This is a genomic window from Bradyrhizobium sp. 930_D9_N1_4 (assembly GCF_052076015.1).
In the GTDB taxonomy this organism is placed as follows: Bacteria; Pseudomonadota; Alphaproteobacteria; order Rhizobiales; family Xanthobacteraceae; genus Bradyrhizobium.
The window spans coordinates 466,711-482,585 of record NZ_CP197236.1 but is presented as its reverse complement, the minus strand read 5'-3'; the positions used below and the strand labels follow the sequence as shown (position 1 = coordinate 482,585).

15 protein-coding genes are annotated in these 15,875 nt (G+C 64.3%); 7 read left to right on the top strand and 8 right to left on the bottom strand.

Features of this window, described 5'->3' with window-relative positions:
- Positions 1 to 50: 50 nt before the first annotated feature.
- From AB7532_RS02295 to AB7532_RS02280, 4 genes are all read right to left on the bottom strand, one after another.
- Complete coding sequence (locus AB7532_RS02295) at positions 51 to 437, bottom strand: response regulator (RefSeq protein ID WP_441233217.1); 387 nt, start codon at positions 435 to 437, stop codon at positions 51 to 53.
- 31 nt (positions 438 to 468) lie between these two features.
- On the bottom strand, positions 469 to 942 hold the full coding sequence (locus AB7532_RS02290; protein ID WP_441233216.1) for a chemotaxis protein CheW: 474 nt from the start codon (positions 940 to 942) through the stop codon (positions 469 to 471).
- 29 nt (positions 943 to 971) lie between these two features.
- Positions 972 to 3,770: a hybrid sensor histidine kinase/response regulator gene (locus AB7532_RS02285; RefSeq protein WP_441233215.1), complete on the bottom strand. Its 2,799-nt coding sequence runs from the start codon at positions 3,768 to 3,770 to the stop codon at positions 972 to 974.
- A 432-nt stretch (positions 3,771 to 4,202) separates the two neighbouring features.
- On the bottom strand, positions 4,203 to 4,610 hold the full coding sequence (locus AB7532_RS02280) for a response regulator (RefSeq protein ID WP_441239173.1): 408 nt from the start codon (positions 4,608 to 4,610) through the stop codon (positions 4,203 to 4,205).
- A gap of 502 nt (positions 4,611 to 5,112) precedes the next feature.
- On the opposite strand from AB7532_RS02280, the gene AB7532_RS02275 reads away from it, so the two are divergent.
- The 4 genes from AB7532_RS02275 (at position 5,113) to AB7532_RS02260 (ending at position 7,594) form a co-directional block, all read left to right on the top strand.
- Entirely contained in the window at positions 5,113 to 5,835 is a 723-nt protein-coding gene (locus tag AB7532_RS02275; RefSeq protein ID WP_441239172.1) for a Crp/Fnr family transcriptional regulator, read from the top strand.
- Between the two features lie 181 nt (positions 5,836 to 6,016).
- Entirely contained in the window at positions 6,017 to 6,715 is a 699-nt protein-coding gene (locus AB7532_RS02270; protein ID WP_441233214.1) for a Crp/Fnr family transcriptional regulator, read from the top strand.
- Between the two features lie 155 nt (positions 6,716 to 6,870).
- Positions 6,871 to 7,248 carry an Hpt domain-containing protein gene (locus AB7532_RS02265; protein WP_441233213.1) on the top strand — a complete coding sequence of 126 codons (378 nt, stop codon included), beginning with the start codon at positions 6,871 to 6,873 and terminating at the stop codon, positions 7,246 to 7,248.
- 97 nt (positions 7,249 to 7,345) lie between these two features.
- Entirely contained in the window at positions 7,346 to 7,594 is a 249-nt protein-coding gene (locus tag AB7532_RS02260; protein ID WP_441233212.1) for a hypothetical protein, read from the top strand.
- 59 nt (positions 7,595 to 7,653) lie between these two features.
- Here AB7532_RS02260 and AB7532_RS02255 read toward each other — a convergent pair whose 3' ends face one another.
- The gene (locus AB7532_RS02255; RefSeq protein ID WP_441233211.1) at positions 7,654 to 8,277 is read right to left on the bottom strand and encodes a response regulator transcription factor; all 624 of its coding nucleotides are present in this window, start codon (positions 8,275 to 8,277) and stop codon (positions 7,654 to 7,656) included.
- 339 nt (positions 8,278 to 8,616) lie between these two features.
- Between AB7532_RS02255 and AB7532_RS02250 the strand changes: the two genes are divergently transcribed.
- Complete coding sequence (locus tag AB7532_RS02250) at positions 8,617 to 9,780, top strand: hypothetical protein (protein WP_441233210.1); 1,164 nt, start codon at positions 8,617 to 8,619, stop codon at positions 9,778 to 9,780.
- A gap of 417 nt (positions 9,781 to 10,197) precedes the next feature.
- On the opposite strand, the gene AB7532_RS02245 is transcribed toward AB7532_RS02250, so the two are convergent.
- Complete coding sequence (locus tag AB7532_RS02245; protein WP_441233209.1) at positions 10,198 to 10,530, bottom strand: hypothetical protein; 333 nt, start codon at positions 10,528 to 10,530, stop codon at positions 10,198 to 10,200.
- Between the two features lie 53 nt (positions 10,531 to 10,583).
- Here AB7532_RS02245 and AB7532_RS02240 point away from each other — a divergent pair, with 53 nt between their 5' ends.
- Entirely contained in the window at positions 10,584 to 11,798 is a 1,215-nt protein-coding gene (locus AB7532_RS02240; RefSeq protein WP_441233208.1) for an EAL domain-containing response regulator, read from the top strand.
- Between the two features lie 611 nt (positions 11,799 to 12,409).
- On the opposite strand, the gene AB7532_RS02235 is transcribed toward AB7532_RS02240, so the two are convergent.
- Positions 12,410 to 13,270 (bottom strand): DMT family transporter, encoded by an 861-nt coding sequence (locus AB7532_RS02235; RefSeq protein ID WP_441233207.1) that lies wholly within the window; start codon positions 13,268 to 13,270, stop codon positions 12,410 to 12,412.
- Between the two features lie 163 nt (positions 13,271 to 13,433).
- On the opposite strand from AB7532_RS02235, the gene AB7532_RS02230 reads away from it, so the two are divergent.
- Positions 13,434 to 14,852: a PLP-dependent aminotransferase family protein gene (locus AB7532_RS02230; RefSeq protein WP_441233206.1), complete on the top strand. Its 1,419-nt coding sequence runs from the start codon at positions 13,434 to 13,436 to the stop codon at positions 14,850 to 14,852.
- Here AB7532_RS02230 and AB7532_RS02225 read toward each other — a convergent pair.
- Positions 14,800 to 15,867, bottom strand: coding sequence for a hypothetical protein (locus AB7532_RS02225; RefSeq protein ID WP_441233205.1), 1,068 nt, complete (start codon positions 15,865 to 15,867; stop codon positions 14,800 to 14,802). The genes AB7532_RS02230 and AB7532_RS02225 overlap by 53 nt on opposite strands.
- Positions 15,868 to 15,875: the final 8 nt, after the last annotated feature.

The window sequence follows — 15,875 nt, the reverse complement described above, 5'->3', positions numbered from 1 at the left end:
TTGGAAGCTGTACTGGGAACACTCTGGCCAACGCACGCGGCCAGATACACTCAGACCATGGCTTGTCCGACCGGGAGCAAACCAACTTCAGCGAATTTGTCGGCGATGATGTCTTTGTCGAAGGGCTTCATGATGTACTCGTTGGCGCCGCCGCTCAGTGCCTGAGCGATATGAGCCACGTTGTTCTCGGTGGTGCAGAACACCACTTTCGGCTGGTCACCGCCGGGCAGACGGCGCATGTGGCCCATGAACTCGAAACCGTCCATCACCGGCATGTTCCAGTCGAGCAGCACCGCATCGGGCAATTGCTGCTGGCAGATCTCGAGTGCCTTGGAACCGTCCTCGGCCTCGGTGACTGCGAATTCCAGGCCTTCCAGGATCCGGCGCGCGATCTTTCGCACGACGCTGGAATCATCGACCACCAAACACGTCTTCATTTTGGTTCTCCGGCTTCGATGTTTCGTTGGCTTACGCAGCCATCTGCACTTCGGTCTTCAATTCGAGGACGCGATCGACGTCGAGGACGACCATGAGCTGTCCGTCGAGCCGGTGGACACCGCCGGCGAGCTTGGCCATGCGGGGATCGAGGTTGACGGGGTTCTCTTCCATGCCGGCCTCGGGCAGGCGCAGCACTTCTCCGATCTGGTCGATCAGCAGGCCATAGGATTCACCGCGGAGGTCGACGCCGACCGCCATCGGGGTCTTGCCGTCCTCGGCCGGCAGGCCGAGACGGGCGCGCATGTCGACCACGGTGACGATGCGGCCGCGCAGGTTCAAGACGCCCGCGATCTCGCGCGAGGACAGGGGAACGCGGGTGACGCGCTCGGGCATGAACACGTCCTGGACGCGGGAGATCGGCAAGCCGAACAGCTGGCCGCCGATCATCGCGGTGACGTATTCGACCATGGCGCCTTCGCCAATCTGCGTCTTCTTGTTGCTCATATCGGTATCTCCTGATCCCTGTCCTGCTCTTACGCCGCCGCCCGGCTCAGATCCGAAGCACCAGCAGCGCCCGCGGTCTGTTCCTTCAGCGCCGCGATCAAACCGGGACGGTCGAACTTGGCGACATAGTCGTGGAAGCCGGCCTGACGGCCGCGCTCGATCGCCGCCGGCGACACCAGCGCCGAGAGGCCGATGATCGGCATCGAGCCCAGATTGTTGTCCGAACGGATGGTCTCGGCGAACTCGAACCCGTTCATGTCAGGCATCTCGATGTCGGTCAGGACCACGTCGAAGGTCTGGGCACGGAGCGCCGCGAGGCCCTCCTGCGCGGTCGGCGCGGTACGGACGCGGTAGCCCGCGGCCTTGAGCACCGGGGCCAGCATGTTGCGGAAGAAGGCCGAGTCGTCGACCAGCAGCACCGACTGCGAGTGCATCGACGGCTTCATCTCCTTGCGGGTGAACCAGTCGGAGAACGCCATCGGCAGGAAGTGGCCGACGTCGATCACTTCGGTGGCCTGGCCCTTGATCACGGCCGAGCCGAGAATGCCGGAAGCGGAGCCGCCGACCTCGATGTTGAGCCGTTCCTCGACGATGTCGATGATCTCGTCGACGACGAGGCCCATGGAGCGGCCGTCGTCGGCGAACACCAGGATCGGCTGCGTGCCCTGGCTGGCAATGGTGACGCTCTCCATGGCGACGAGCGGCATCAGCTGCTCGCGGTACTGCACCATGTAGCGGCCGTTGCTGAACTCGATCTTGTCGGCCGGGAGCTCTTCCAGGCGCGTGACCAGCCCGAGCGGAACCGCCTTGGGCTGGCTGGAGCCGGCGCGGAAGACGAGAAGCGAGGTGGTCTGCTCGGCGGAGCTGGATTGATTGGCGGCAGCGTCACCTGCCATGTCATGCGCCGAGGAACCGGAGGCGCCGAGCGCCTTGGCGATGCCGTTGGGGTCGATGATCATGATGACCGCGCCATCGCCGAGGATGGTGTTGCCCGAGAACATGTCGATGTGGCGCAGCTTGGTCGACATCGGCTTGACGACGATTTCTTCGGTGTGGAACACGGCGTCGACGACGATGCCGAAGGTCTGGCTGCCGACCTGCGTCACCACGATGAAGCCGTTCTCGGGATCGGAGGCCGCGCCGTCGTCGATCTTCAACAGCTTCTTCAGATGGATCAGCGGCAGCAGCTTGTTGCGCAGGCGAAGGACAGCGGTGTCCTTGATGCGCTCGATGCGGTGCTCCGAGTTGGCGCGGGCACGCACCAGCTCGACCACCGAGAGCTGCGGGATCGCAAAGCGGTCGCCGGCGGCTTCGACGATCAGTGCCGAGACGATCGCCAGGGTCAGCGGGATCTTGATGGTGACGGAGGAGCCCTCGCCGGCCACCGACTTGATGTCGATGGTGCCGCCGATCTGGTCGATATTGGTGCGGACCACGTCCATGCCGACGCCGCGGCCGGAGACCGAGGTGATGGCAGCAGCGGTCGAGAAGCCCGGCGCGAAGATGAACTTGTGGATCTGGGCTTCCGACATCTTCTCGAGCTCGGCCTCGGTGGCGAGACCGGAGGAGATCGCCTTGGCCTTGATCTTGTCGGTGTTCAGACCACGGCCGTTGTCGGCGATGCAGATGATGATGTGGCCGCCCTCGTGATAGGCGGAGAGGCGGATGGTGCCCTGCTCGCCCTTGCCGTTAGCGGTGCGCTCGGCGGGGGTCTCCAGGCCGTGATCGGCGGAGTTCCGCACCATGTGGGTGAGCGGGTCCTTGATCAGATCGAGCACCTGGCGGTCGAGCTCGGTGTCGGCGCCGTGCATCTCCAGCTCGATCTGCTTGCCGAGTTCGCCCGAGAGGTCGCGAACGATGCGGGGCAGCTTCTGCCAGGCATTGCCGATCGGCTGCATGCGCGTCTTCATGACGCCTTCCTGCAGCTCGGCGGTGACGTTGGAGAGGCGCTGCAGCGGCACCTTGAACTCGGTGTCCTCGTTGCGGCGGGAGATCTCCAGCAGCTGGTTGCGGGTCAGCACCAGCTCGGAGACCATGGTCATCAGATGCTCCAGCGTATCCACGTTGACGCGGATCGACTGGTTGGCGATGCTGGCACCCTCGCCGGCGTTCTCATCTGCTGCCGACTTCTTCGAGACGGCCTTTTCCTTCGCGGGCTTGGTCTCCTTGGCGACTGGCGCCGGAGCTTCAACTTCTGGCGCAGGCACCGGCGCTTCGATCGCGGTCTCGCGGAAGGCACGCTCGAGATCGTCGAGCGAGACTTCGCCCGGACGGAGCGGACGCTCCAGCGTCTGGTCGATCAGCGAGCCCTGGGTCATTTCTTTTTCTTTCGAGGGAGCAGCCTTGGCTTCAACGGGAGCGGGTGCTTCGGGCGCCAGCGGCGGAGCCTCGGTCACCGGAGCAGAAGCACCTGCCGCCGGCATCGGCTGCGCCGAGCCTGACATGGCGGCCATGCCCTGCTCGACCATCGCTTCCAGCTTGTCGATGAGATCGCGGTCGTTGCCCTCGGGCTCGGCTTCGGTCGCTTCGAGACCTGCGAGAATTTCCTTGATGCGGTCGATCGAAGCCAGGATCACCGTCACGGCTCCAGCCGTCACCGGCATGCCGTCGCGGAATTTGCTCATCAAGGTCTCGCCGGCATGCGCCAGCGCTTCGAGCCGCGGCAGTCCGAGGAAGCCGCACGTACCCTTGATGGTGTGGACCAGGCGGAAGATGTTATCCAGGATCTTGGCGTTGTTCGGCTCCTGCTCGAACTTCACCAGCTGATTGTCGACGGTATCCAGGCTCTCGCTGGTCTCCGTCAAAAACTCCCGCAACAGATCATCCATGAGCTACGCCTTACTGAGCTGGACTTCGACGCCTGGCCGCACCCTGGGCCGCACCTGGAGTTCGGCGGAAGCCCGCTTCTGGATCGTTAGACATCCCCTTTCACGGTCCCGTTAATTTCAGCCTCCGTGCTAATACGGATATTGAAGACAAGTTTGCGTTTCGGCCCTGCGCGATAGCGGTTTTCGGCAAAGGCGGCGTCCGCATCCGATGCACGAAACACCATAGGTAAACGCCCCGATAACGGCGTTGCGACGCGCGTAAAAAAATCCTGCCCGCGAAGGGCGATATGCACGGGCCACGCGAAACTGAATCAAATCACCCGCGATCAGGCTCGCCCGCACGGCCGTCTGCCGGCCACCGGCCGGAATCCGCAAAAGCTGCACTTGCGGTAAACGGACGCTTACCTCACGGCCGCCGCGATCGGCAACGCGCTAACCCAATCGCGCGGCGGCAGCACGATGCTCCGCAAGGCAATCCCTGATGGCGGCGAGCAACGCATCCGGCGTGAACGGTTTGCGGAGGCAGCGCGCCGCGCCGAGCTCCAGCGCCATCCGGAGGAAGTCGGGTGCGGGCGAGTTCAGATTTGCGAAGGCGTAGCCGGACATCGCAATGAGCGGAATGGCCGGCGCGCGCTCGTGGAAGATCCGGATCGATTCGAAACCCCTCATATGCGGCATGAAGATATCGATCATCATCAGATCGACGTGCTCGTTTTCGAGAGCGCGAAGTCCGGCTTCGCCTCCGTCGGCAATCGTCACCCGGAAATTATTCCGTTGAAGATAGATCTCGATGGCCATGCACACCATCGGATCGTCGTCGACAACGAGTATGTGGCGCAGATCTCCTGTCCCCGTTTGAGCTTCCCGTTGCGGCGATTCAAAAATTGAACCGTGGGGCACGCCGTTCTCCTCTGGCTGAAATCAAAACATGGATGGCTGCAAACGTCGCCGGCCGCGTCAGGAAATGAGAGGACAGGGATCCGACATTCGCGGCGTCGTGAAGCCGCGTTGCAGACCTGTCCCTGACTGTTGAAAATATGGACTTGAGCAGGGAAACCGCAGGGGTCGGCCGGCGTCCGATGGCGGCGCGGATGTCATGCTTCCGGCTCATGATGGCCCCCTGCCGCTTTTTCCTGCCGACCGATGCGGATGAGCACTCCGAGTTCACGCGCGAATCAGCGCGCTGTTCTTATTTCCGTCGTAAATGCGGCAAGCTGTCTGCCCCCCAACGGGTATATGGACGGCGACACAACCATTAGAATATATTCTTGTTGCTGTGCAACTGGATAACGAAACCGGGCGCGGCGCTCATCGTATGACGAATGCGCCGGATGATCCCTGCATGACCGCGAGCGGCCGCCCGCCGAACCAGTTGCTGCAAATGCTCGACGCGGCGGAGTTCAGTCTGCTGCGTCCCCATCTCGCGACGGTCGAAATGGTCAGGAAATCTGTCTTGGCCGAGGCCGGCGCGGCGCCGAGATATGTCTACTTCCCGCACGGTGGTTCGGTTTCGATCACGGTGAGCCTCTCCGAAGGACAGACGATCGAGGTCGCGATGCTGGGCCGCGACAGCGCGTTGGGCTGCGGCGCGGCGCTCGCCGACGGGATCGCGCCGGCGGACGCCGCCGTGCTGTTCCCTGGAAGTGCTTCCGTCATAGAAATCCCGGCCTTCCGGCTCGTCGCCGCTGCGAGCGCGCAGTTCCGCGGCCTGATGATCCGCCACGAGCAGGCGCTGCTCGCGCATGCGCAGCAATCGGTCCTGTGCAACGCGCTGCACCCGGTGGAAGCGCGGCTGGCGCGCTGGCTCTTGCGGGCTCGCGACCTCTCCGACAGCAAGCTTCTTCCGCTGACCCAGGAGACGCTGGCGCAAATGATGGGCGTGCGGCGAAACGCGATTTCCCTCGTCGCCAACGCGCTCCAGCGCGCCGGAATCATTCACTACACCCGCGGCCAGATCGAGATCGTCGATCTCGCCGCATTGGAAGCGACGTCCTGCGATTGCTATGGGGCCGTGAAGGCCCACCACGCACGCCTGCTGGGAGAGCGGTTTGATGCGGCGCCGTGACGCGGGCTGCGCGCTGTCACGCACACAGGCGATGCCGGTTGATTGCGTAGTCGCCCGGATAACAATGTACCAATTGCCAATATATCCCGGCGGGCACATGGTGAAATTTACCCGTGCACGGGAACCGCAAATTCGCTTTCGCGCGGTCCCTGGCTGACAACGGGAGGCAGTTTTGGAAACGATGGTGCGCCCATCCAACGGTCTCCTGTCCGCATTGTCGGCGGAAGATTACGAATTGATCCGCCCGCATCTGCGCACGATCGATCTGCCGCATGACGCGGTCCTGGTCGAGACCGGCGAGACGCTCAAGCGCGCCTACTTTCCCCACCGCGGCGTCATCTCGCTGGTGGTGAAGCTCGCCAAGGGCGAGCATGTGCAGGTCGCCATGATCGGCCGCGACAGCCTGCTCGGAACGCTCTCGACGATGGGCGATGCCTGCGCACTGAACACCGCGATCGTGCTGGTTCCCGGTGCCGCCTCGGTGATGGAACTCGACCGGCTGCGCAGCGCGGCCGACCAGAGCAGCACGCTGCGGACGCTGCTCACCCGTCACGGGCTGGCGGTCTACGCGCAGGTCCAGCAGACCGCCGGCTGCAACGCCGCCCATCCGGTGGAGTCGCGGCTGTCGCGTTGCCTGCTGCACACCCACGACCTCTCCGGCGACTTCCGTCTGCTGCTGACCCAGGAGGCGATGGCGCAGATGATCGGAGCGCGCCGCAACAGCGTGTCGCTGGTCGCCAATACGTTGCAGCAGGCCAATTTCATCCATTACAGCCGCGGACACATCCAGATCCTCAACCTGGAGGGCCTGCGCCACACCGCGTGCGAATGCTACGCCACCGTGAAGGCCCAGTACGACCGGCTGCTCGGCCCGCGCTGACCCGCTCTGCTGCTTGGTAAACCGGCGGCTAATCCGGGGCCGCAAACTCCTCCTGTCGCGCTACCGGAACTGAAATGCGAATGCCGTAGACATGGCTGGTGCCTCGCGCCGTACGGCCGCGCCACGATCGAACATTGACCAGGACAGGCCAAGCCATGTTTGAAGTGACCGCCGCGCCCAGGCAGAGGGCGCTCGATGCCGAGCCCGCACGCGAGCCGAGCGCCTATCAGGCGCTGGTCGCAGAGATCGGCCAGGACGGCGCGGCCGAAGTGCGCAGCGTGTTCTGGAGCGAGACCTGCGCACGGCTGCAACTGTTCCGCACGCTCGCGCTCGCCCAGCATCGGCCCCGGATCACGCGCGAAGCGCATTCGCTGAAGAGCGCGGCCGGGACGTTCGGCTATGTCAGGCTGGCGGCGCTGGCGCTGCGGCTGGAGAAATCTGCGGACAAGCTAGGCGAACCCGCGTTCCGCGACCTGCTGGACCGGATGGATACGGCCTTTGACGCCGGACGCGCGCAGGAGCCGCAGGAATAGTGAAGCGGTGCAGAACCCGCCGTACTTCTACGGTTAGCGATTTTTAGAGATGGCTAATCATAGGTGGCGATAGTCGCCGGAAACCAGGAGGGTTTCCATGTTCACCTATGAGACTGCGGACCAGAAAGAGGTCCGTCGCTTCCGCATCGCACAGTTCAACGGCCGGACGGCCACAGTGAAGTCTGGCGAGGCGACGGTGACCGGGTTCGTTCGTTCGGTGCTGGAGCAGGAATCCAGCATGCCTCCGCGCTGGACCATCACGATCATCCCGAACGCGCCGAAGGACGACATCAAGCCGCTGCGGCCGTCGTCGCGCGCGCGTCCCTTCGCCGAAGATTATCTCTGAGCGCGATCGGCTCCCAGGCTGTTTCAGCCTGATCACGCCGACCGGCGGCGCACGGAGCCTCAGTCGATCGAATGCAGCAGCGCCGCACGGACGAGGTCCGCGGTGTTGCGCGCGCCCAGCTTGCGCATCGCCTCGGCGCGATGGCTCTCGAAGGTCCGCGGGCTGATCTGCATCCGCAGCGCCCCCTGCTTGTTCGAATAGCCCTCGCTGATCAGCCTCAGCACCTCGCGTTCGCGCTTGGTCAATCGCTTCTGGCCCGACAGGCCGAGCACTTCCGCGCTCGGCACACGCTGGGCCTGCTGTGCGCGGGCAGCGTGGGATTCGGCATCCTCGGTTCTGGACGGGAGCGGCAAGACAGCCTTGTGCGGACCGGCGAGCTGCTTGACCAGGCCGCAAACGCGCTCGGTCTGCGCCAGCGCATTTTCGACCACGCGCTGCAAATAGACCCGATCGCCCGTCACAGGGACGAGCTGATCGCTGTGATGCTTGATCTCGCCCATATAAAGAAGGAGCGCGGTGAGGGGCCCGTTGAGCTCGCGGGCAATCGCGGCGGCCATCTCGTCGGCTGCCTTGGCACGGGCGGCGTTCAGGCGGACGAAATCGAGCTCTTCAGCTGGCGCAGCGCTGCTTTCGTACCATTCCGACGGCCGCGAATCGGTGGCCGTATCGTTCTGTGACCCCATGTGACTCGTTTAGCGGAACGAGGGGCGTTCTGTGGTTAACTTTTTGCTCCGTAAGACTACGGTGATTTTGACCGTTTTGTGCTGAAACATCGGCAGGGGCACAATTTATGCTTGCGCGACGCCACTGAAGATCCCGTGGAGGTTGCCAAATCCCTCCACGCCGCGGCATCCGGGCCGGCCGCCGTTAACGGTCGGGTTACCACCCGGCCCGCCGCCCCCCTGTTTTTACGGATAAATTAACAATGACTTGCTTCTCTCGGTCACGATTGAGAGCGCGCAAATGCCTCCTCGCATCAGGCCTGTAGGCCTTGCGGGAAACGCTGCGGAAGATTGCGTGCCATGGACGAGATCGACCAGCTATCGGAGTTCCTGCAGCGACTGACGCCGCTGTCGCGCAGCTGCCTGCTCAGCGAGCTCGAACGGCTCGAATTGTGCGGCATCGACATGCCGGGCTCGGCCGCCGTTCAGACCAGGCTTCGCGCCGAGTTCCGCAAGGACGGATCGACCCAGGCACGCGCCACCAATCCCTCGCGTTATTTCTTCGCGCCGCTTGAACTGCTGCTGATCGACGGCGCGCCCGAGCACGCCAATGCGGGGCGGATTTCACGCAATACGCTGACCCCGATCTGGGAATGGATCTGCCGCGACCTGCTGCCGACCATGGCGCGCGATTACGTCAAGGCGATCAACGACCAGGTCACCGCCAACAACCCGAAGGAAGTGCTGAAGACTGCGTCGATCTTCCAGACCAAGGTCGTCAAGGTGCTCGAGAACACGCTGGCCTCCGCGGAGAGCACCGAGTTCGCACGCAGCAAGCTCGCGCAATATACGGCCTCGCGCACCGCCTTCGACGACGTCAGGAAGATGCAGCATGTGCTGCGCGCCGGCGACGCGTTGCCGAAGTTCAACGAAAAGCTGCCCGAGAAGATCGCGAAATTCGACGACGGCCAGGTGGCACAGATCACCGCGCAGCTCGATGCCTTCAAGAAGGCCCATCCCGACGCGCTGCCCTTCGCGCTGGCGCTGCTGGCGCGGCGCTTGAAGACATCCTGGCAATTGGTGCGCCTCGCGACCAAGCCCGCCGCGAGCAAGAGCGCCGCCGACGTCGCCGCCACGCCCTATGCCTGCGTCGTTGCCATGGTGCTCGACCGGCTCGACGACAAGCGCCTGGCGCTACGGATCGCGCTGCGCCACAACCGGATCCTGATCGCGCGCGACCTGCTCGCCGACATCTACGACACCGAACATGCGCTCAAGGTCCGCATCGACGGCATCGAGAGTTGCGAATGGGGCGTGCGGCTCCAGCACCTGATGGATGCGATCGCGGCGCTGGTGTCCGCCGAGGTCAGCCGCTTCCCCTCCAATGTCGGCCACATTCTCGGCTCGCGCCGGCTGCGCAGCCACGATACGCTCGGCGGCAAGCTCTCTTATCTGGCCTGGAAGGGACGTGACGCTGTGCAGGATGGCGCGGCGGCGTTTCGCAAATTGATCGGGCAGACCTGATACCGCATCGCGCGACTAATCCGCGCGCGGCATGCACAGGAAGCGATCCAGAAATCGCCCTGAGAGCACGGTCCAGAACCACCAGTACAATATTCGCCGCGTCGTCATTGCTGTAATCCTCGACAGCCCACCACCGGCTGTGCGGAGCAATAGCGCAGGCGCAGCAATCCACATGTGATGTGTTTCACATTCGACCCGCTGCGACGGGGCCTCGTTGTCGCAGAACCGTCACGCTAGTGCGGCGAAACTTGCCCGCATCGCGCGAAAACGAGTTCTTCCGCCGCCTCTTCCGCTCCTGTCCTTCGATGCAGCCGAGAGTGCATCGGCAAGGAGCGTGCGATGAGATCGAACGGACGGACCTTGACGATGGCAGCGCGGCTTGCGAGCGCACTGGCCCGGCCTCCCGCTTGCGCGAAATCAATCGAAGACACCGCCGGGGGCTCCTGCCGCACCGAGTTCGATCCAACCTGCGATGACAAGGCGGTCGGCATGGCCCAGCACGCCAACGCCACCCCAATTGAGGCGTCCATTATTCAATTCGACGCCGCGCGCGCGGCCGCGTCCAATTACAGGACACGGGCGCGCGCGCCGCCAAATCATGCGCCGTGAGAATCCCGCGTGATTGTCGCATGCGCGTGCGCAACGGGCGGGCAAACGTAAAAACTTCTCGAAGGAGATCCGGACAATTTGAGACATGATGCGGGCTTTAACGTTACCCAGATAATTCAACAATCGGCTGAAGCCCTCCATATTTGAAACTGCTCACGTCGCTAACACCGGTCGCGGAACGGGAGTGGTTTGCGATGAACGACGAAATTTTTGAGCTCGCCGGACGAAGGTCAAGAACCTTCGGACGGCGAAAGGTAACGCCGCGTGCATGCATCGCGGACAGCAAGCGCCATCTGCGCGCTTTCCTTGCGGAGGTGCTGGAAGATCTCGGCTTCGTCACCAGCGAATGCGCCAACGCCGATGAACTGCAAGCCGTGCTGACGAGCGAGTTGCCGGACCTGATCCTGCTCGGCATCGCGGCCGACGGCATCGAGCCCGGGCAGTTTCTGGAGACGCTGGTGCGCGAAGCCTTCGACGGCAAGGTTTTGGCGGTCGGCGCCCGCGAATCGATCATCGTCAAGGCCGTGCAGCAGGTCGGCGAGGAATATGGCCTTGCCATGCTGCCGCCGTTGACGACGCCCTTCGCTGCGGAGACGCTGCGCGAGCGTGTCACGATGCTGCTGCCGGAGGAGCCGGCGCCAAGCCCGGCAGTGTATGTCGGCGAGGCCCTGCATGCCGGCTGGCTCGAGCTCTGGTACCAGCCGAAGATCGACGCGCGCACATTGGTCCGCTGCGGCGCCGAGGCGCTGGTGCGGATGCGGCATCCAACCTGGGGCGTGGTGCCGCCGGCCTATTTCATCCCCGAAGAGCACGATCCGCATCTGCGCGACCTGTCGGAGTTCGTGATCGAGCGCGCGGTGCAGGACTGGCACTATCTGCTGGAGCAGCACAGCCAGGTCGATCTCTCGATCAATCTGCCGGCGTCATACCTGAAAGAGCCGCAGGCCGTGCGCGATCTCTGCCGCCGCATGCCGACGCACCCGGCCTTCGGCGGGCTGACGATCGAGATCGCCAGCGAGGAAGCGCTCCGCGATCTCGCATTCCTCACCGAGATCGCGCGCGAGATGCGCCTGCACAATATCGGCCTGTCGATTGACAATCTCGGCGCCAACTGGCCGGAGCTGATGGACCTGGAGAAGATTCCCTTCATCAAGCTGAAAGCCGACCGGCACTTCGTCACCGGCAGCGGCAATGATCGCCTCAAGCGCACCGTGTGCCGCCACATCGTCGAGCTTTCGCATGGCTATGGCGTGCGCGCCGTGGCCGAGGGCGTCGAGAGCCGCGCCGACCTCGTCGCCGCGAACGAACTCGGCTTCGACCTCGTGCAGGGCTTTCTGTTCGGCAAGCCGATGCCGCTGAAGAAATTCGCAAGAAACACGCTGACGCGAACGGTGATGGGAGGAGGGTGAGGCGGTCGCCTCACCTCCACTGCCACGCCAAAACCGCCAAGCCATGACCGCCAAGCCAAGGCGGCGCAGGCGGGCTGAGCTCCGTCGCGGCGATCACCTCTCAAGGAGCGATCATTCTCCTAGCGGCAAACCCAGACGCCATTGACCAGCACGCGGGCGCACGTTGGCGCCACGACGGCGGCCCCTACGGCCGCTGCACCGACGGCCGCGCCACCGACGACGGCACGGCGCGTCGTTCGACGCGCAACGCCAGCGACACTCGCTGGAGTCGCTGGCCGCCCTACGCGGGCTTCTGCGCTCTGAATCGAGAGTGAAAGACCATTCTCTTCCGACCATTGCACCGAGCCCATAGCTGCGCAGATGACAACGGCGCCGGCTAACCACACATGAGTTCCGTGTCGCATGAGGACCTCCTTGGCTTGAGTTTTCGACAAAGCCATTGACGATGGACACTCCGGTTGACGATGAGCGGATTCCGTCAGTCGAGCGAGGATACCGATCACCGGCTCACCACGAAACGTGGACGGGATACCGGCTATGTGATCCAAGAGGATAGGGCCAGCCGGAACGGACGTTGATCTAAATCAACGTTGCGGGCGCGATGGACCGTCTCAGGCATACCGCCGCGCGAAGAAGACGCAGACGACCACGAGCGCGGTCGCGGCGATCATGCTCCATGCGACGGGCTCGTGCAGCAGGAAACCCGCGAGCGCGAGTCCGAAGAACGGCTGGAGCTGCTGCAACTGGCCGACACGCGCGATGCCGCCGATCGCAAGGCCGCGGTACCAGAAGATGAAGCCGACGAACATGCTGAAGATCGAGACATAAGCGAGCCCGATCCAGGCGGGCACGCTGATGCCGCTCCATGTCGGTGGCCACGTCAGAATTGCGACCGGCACCATCAGCGGCAGCGCGAGCAGCAGCGCCCAGGAGATCACCTGCCAGCCGCCGAGCCGGCGCGACAGCGCGGCGCCTTCGGCATAGCCGAGCCCGCACAGCACGATCGCCGCGACCATCGGGAGATCGCCGGTGAGCGAGGCCGAGCCGTCGTTAGAGAGGGCAAAGCCCCCGACCGTTGCGCTGCCGAGCACCGCGAACAGCCAGAACAGCGGCTGCGGCCGCTCGCCGCCGCGCAGCACGGCAAAGATCGCAGTCGACAACGGCAGCAAGCCGATGAAGACGATCGAGTGCGCGGAGGTGATGTGCTGGAGCGCGAGCGCGGTCAGCAGGGGGAAGCCGACCACGACGCCGATGGAGACGATAGTGAGCGAGACGAGATCCTTCCGCTGCGGCCATGCCTGACGCAGCAGGCCGAGCACGGCCACACCGATCAGCGCCGCGATGACCGCGCGTGCCGATGTCAGGAACAGCGCGGAGAAGCCGCCGACCGCCACGCGCGTCGCCGGCAGCGAGCCGCTGAAGATGATGACGCCGAGGAGCCCGTTGCCCCAGCCGCTGCCCGCAGGTTGCATGTCCGTCTCGCTTTTCTCACGCCCCGATCCTCCGCCTTCTGCGGTGGCGAGACCAGTGACAATCCAGTACAATCCCGCAAAACTGTATGGGTATGGAAGGTCATACACCTTGGACATCGAAGCGCAATCGAAGGGCCGCGGCGGAACGCGGACCCTTGATGTGATGAGCGCGATCCGCGCCAAGGTCGCGGGCCGCGCGCTGGGCGCCGGCGACCGCCTGCCGTCGATCCGCAGCCTCGCGACGACGATGGGCGTTTCGCCCTCCACCGTCGTCGAGGCCTATGACCGGCTCGCCGCCGAAGGCCTGATCCGCGCCCGCCGCGGCTCGGGCTATTATGTCGCGCCGACCGTCATGCCGCCGCTGGCGTTGACCGAGGTCGAGCCGCGCCGTGATCGCGCGGTCGATCCGTTCTGGGTCTCCAGGCAATCGCTCGATGCGGACGATGCCGTGCCGAAGCCCGGCTGCGGCTGGCTGCCGCCGGAATGGATGCCGGAGGCGGCCTTGCGTCGTGCCACCCGCGCGCTCGCCCGCACCGACGCGAGCGTGCTGACCAATTACGGCTCGACGTCCGGCTCCCCTGCCCTGCGCCGGCTGCTGCTGACGCGCCTTGCCGAAGACGGGATCGAGGCCTCGATCAACCAACTGATGCTGACAGGCTCGGGCACGCAGGCAACGGACCTCGTCTGCCGCTTCCTGCTTCGCCCCGGTGACACCGTCTTGGTCGACGATCCCTGCTACTTCAATTTTCGCGCATTGCTCCGCGCGCACCAGGCGAGGATCGTCAGCGTGCCCTATACGCCGTCGGGCCCGGACGTTGCGCGCTTCGAGCAAATCCTCGCCAGCGAACGGCCGAGGCTCTACATCACCAATTCAGCGCTGCACAACCCGACCGGCGCGACGATCTCGCTTCAGACCGCGCATCGGCTGCTGACCGCGGCCGCAGCCCGCGACCTCACCATCATCGAGGACGACATCTTCGGCGACTTCGAACCGGAGCGCTCGCCACGCCTGGCCGCGCTGGATGGATTGAACCGCGTGATCCGCATCGGCAGCTTCTCCAAGACGCTGTCGGCCTCGGTGCGCTGCGGCTACATCGCAGGGCGAGCCGACTGGATCGAGCATCTCGTCGATCTCCAGGTCGCGACAAGCTTCGGCGGCCCGAGCCCGGTCGCGACCGGGATCATCGCAAAGGTGCTGGCCGGCGGCAGCTACCGCAAGCACATGGACGAGCTCCGGCAAAAGCTCACGCGCACAAGGCGCGACGTCGCGCGAAAACTCGGGGCTCTGGGCATCGAGCCCTGGTTGATGCCGCGCGGCGGCTTCTTCCTCTGGTGCCGCCTCGCCGACGGGCAGGATGCCACGGCGGTCGCGCGCGCCGCCCTCGAAGAGGATGTCGTGCTGGCGCCGGGCAACGTGTTCAGCGTGTCGCAGACGGCCTCACACTTCATGCGCTTCAACGTCGCGCATATGAGCGATCCGCGGGTGTGGGACGTGCTGCGGCGGGCGTTGAAGACGGGCCTCACGCAGGTCAACGCGGCACGAGAATCGGTACGGCACCGCTCACAGAGTGACGTTGATTGATGTTGGTCAACACGAGAACGAGGTGCGGCGCCTCGAAGCTGATGCGAACGCCGCCGAAATCCATGAATTTCGGCAGCGGCGCGATACGTGAAACGCCGCCGGCGCCGATGACATGGAGTCCATCGGTGCCGACGGCCCACAGTTCGTCATCCTGGCGCGTCAATCCGAAGAACGCGACTTTATCGTAGCGTTCGCTAGTCCCGCTCCGGGAAGCAGCACGATCGTTTCGAACCGATCGCTCATATAGCAACTCGATCTTGTCGCCACAGATTTCAACCAGGCGCCCAACCGGGGAAAAATGAAGAAGGCCGACCGCAGCGATGATGCAGTCAGGTTTCCAGGGAACGGCGGCAATTCCATTGACCGGATCGCATTCGGTATTGAGCGGACCACCGCAGAGTTCGCCGGTCGCGTTTCGCTCGACGACGGTGATTGCACCGCTCCGGCGATCGATCCGTCGTAGACCGCCGCCCCACTCGCCCTTGTTGAAGCCGACGAAAACCTGATCTGGCGTCCCGTAGATGGAGGTAACCCGCCCCTGGTTCAGCCGGCCTGAGAGAGCGACTGCATGTTGCGCCTGGCCGGTGAACCCAACAAGCCTGCGCGCAGTGAGTAGTGTGACTTTGGCATTGGCACAATCGACGGTGAGCAGGCTATCGCCCTCCGACGGGACCGTGGCCATGATCGTCCATGCGCTGCCGGCGCGTTGACGAAGCGTCCATGCCGAGCCGTCATTGCTGAGCGTGACTATCATCGGACGCCCGTCAAGGACGCAAAGGCCGCCCGCCTTTTCGGGAAGATCCTCTACGATCCGCTCCGCCTGCCCTTCGGTCACCGATGAGACAATGCCGGCATCGGACAAAAGCCAAACGCGTCCCTGCGCAAACAAGGCGCGCGTCAGAAATGCCTCTTGCCTCGGACGCTCCGGTTCGAGCGCAACAGCGCGAGGCGGCATCAGAGCCACCGATCCAAGCAAGAACCATCGCGCCAGGACCCGGCCGAGCGGGACCACCATCGGGACGA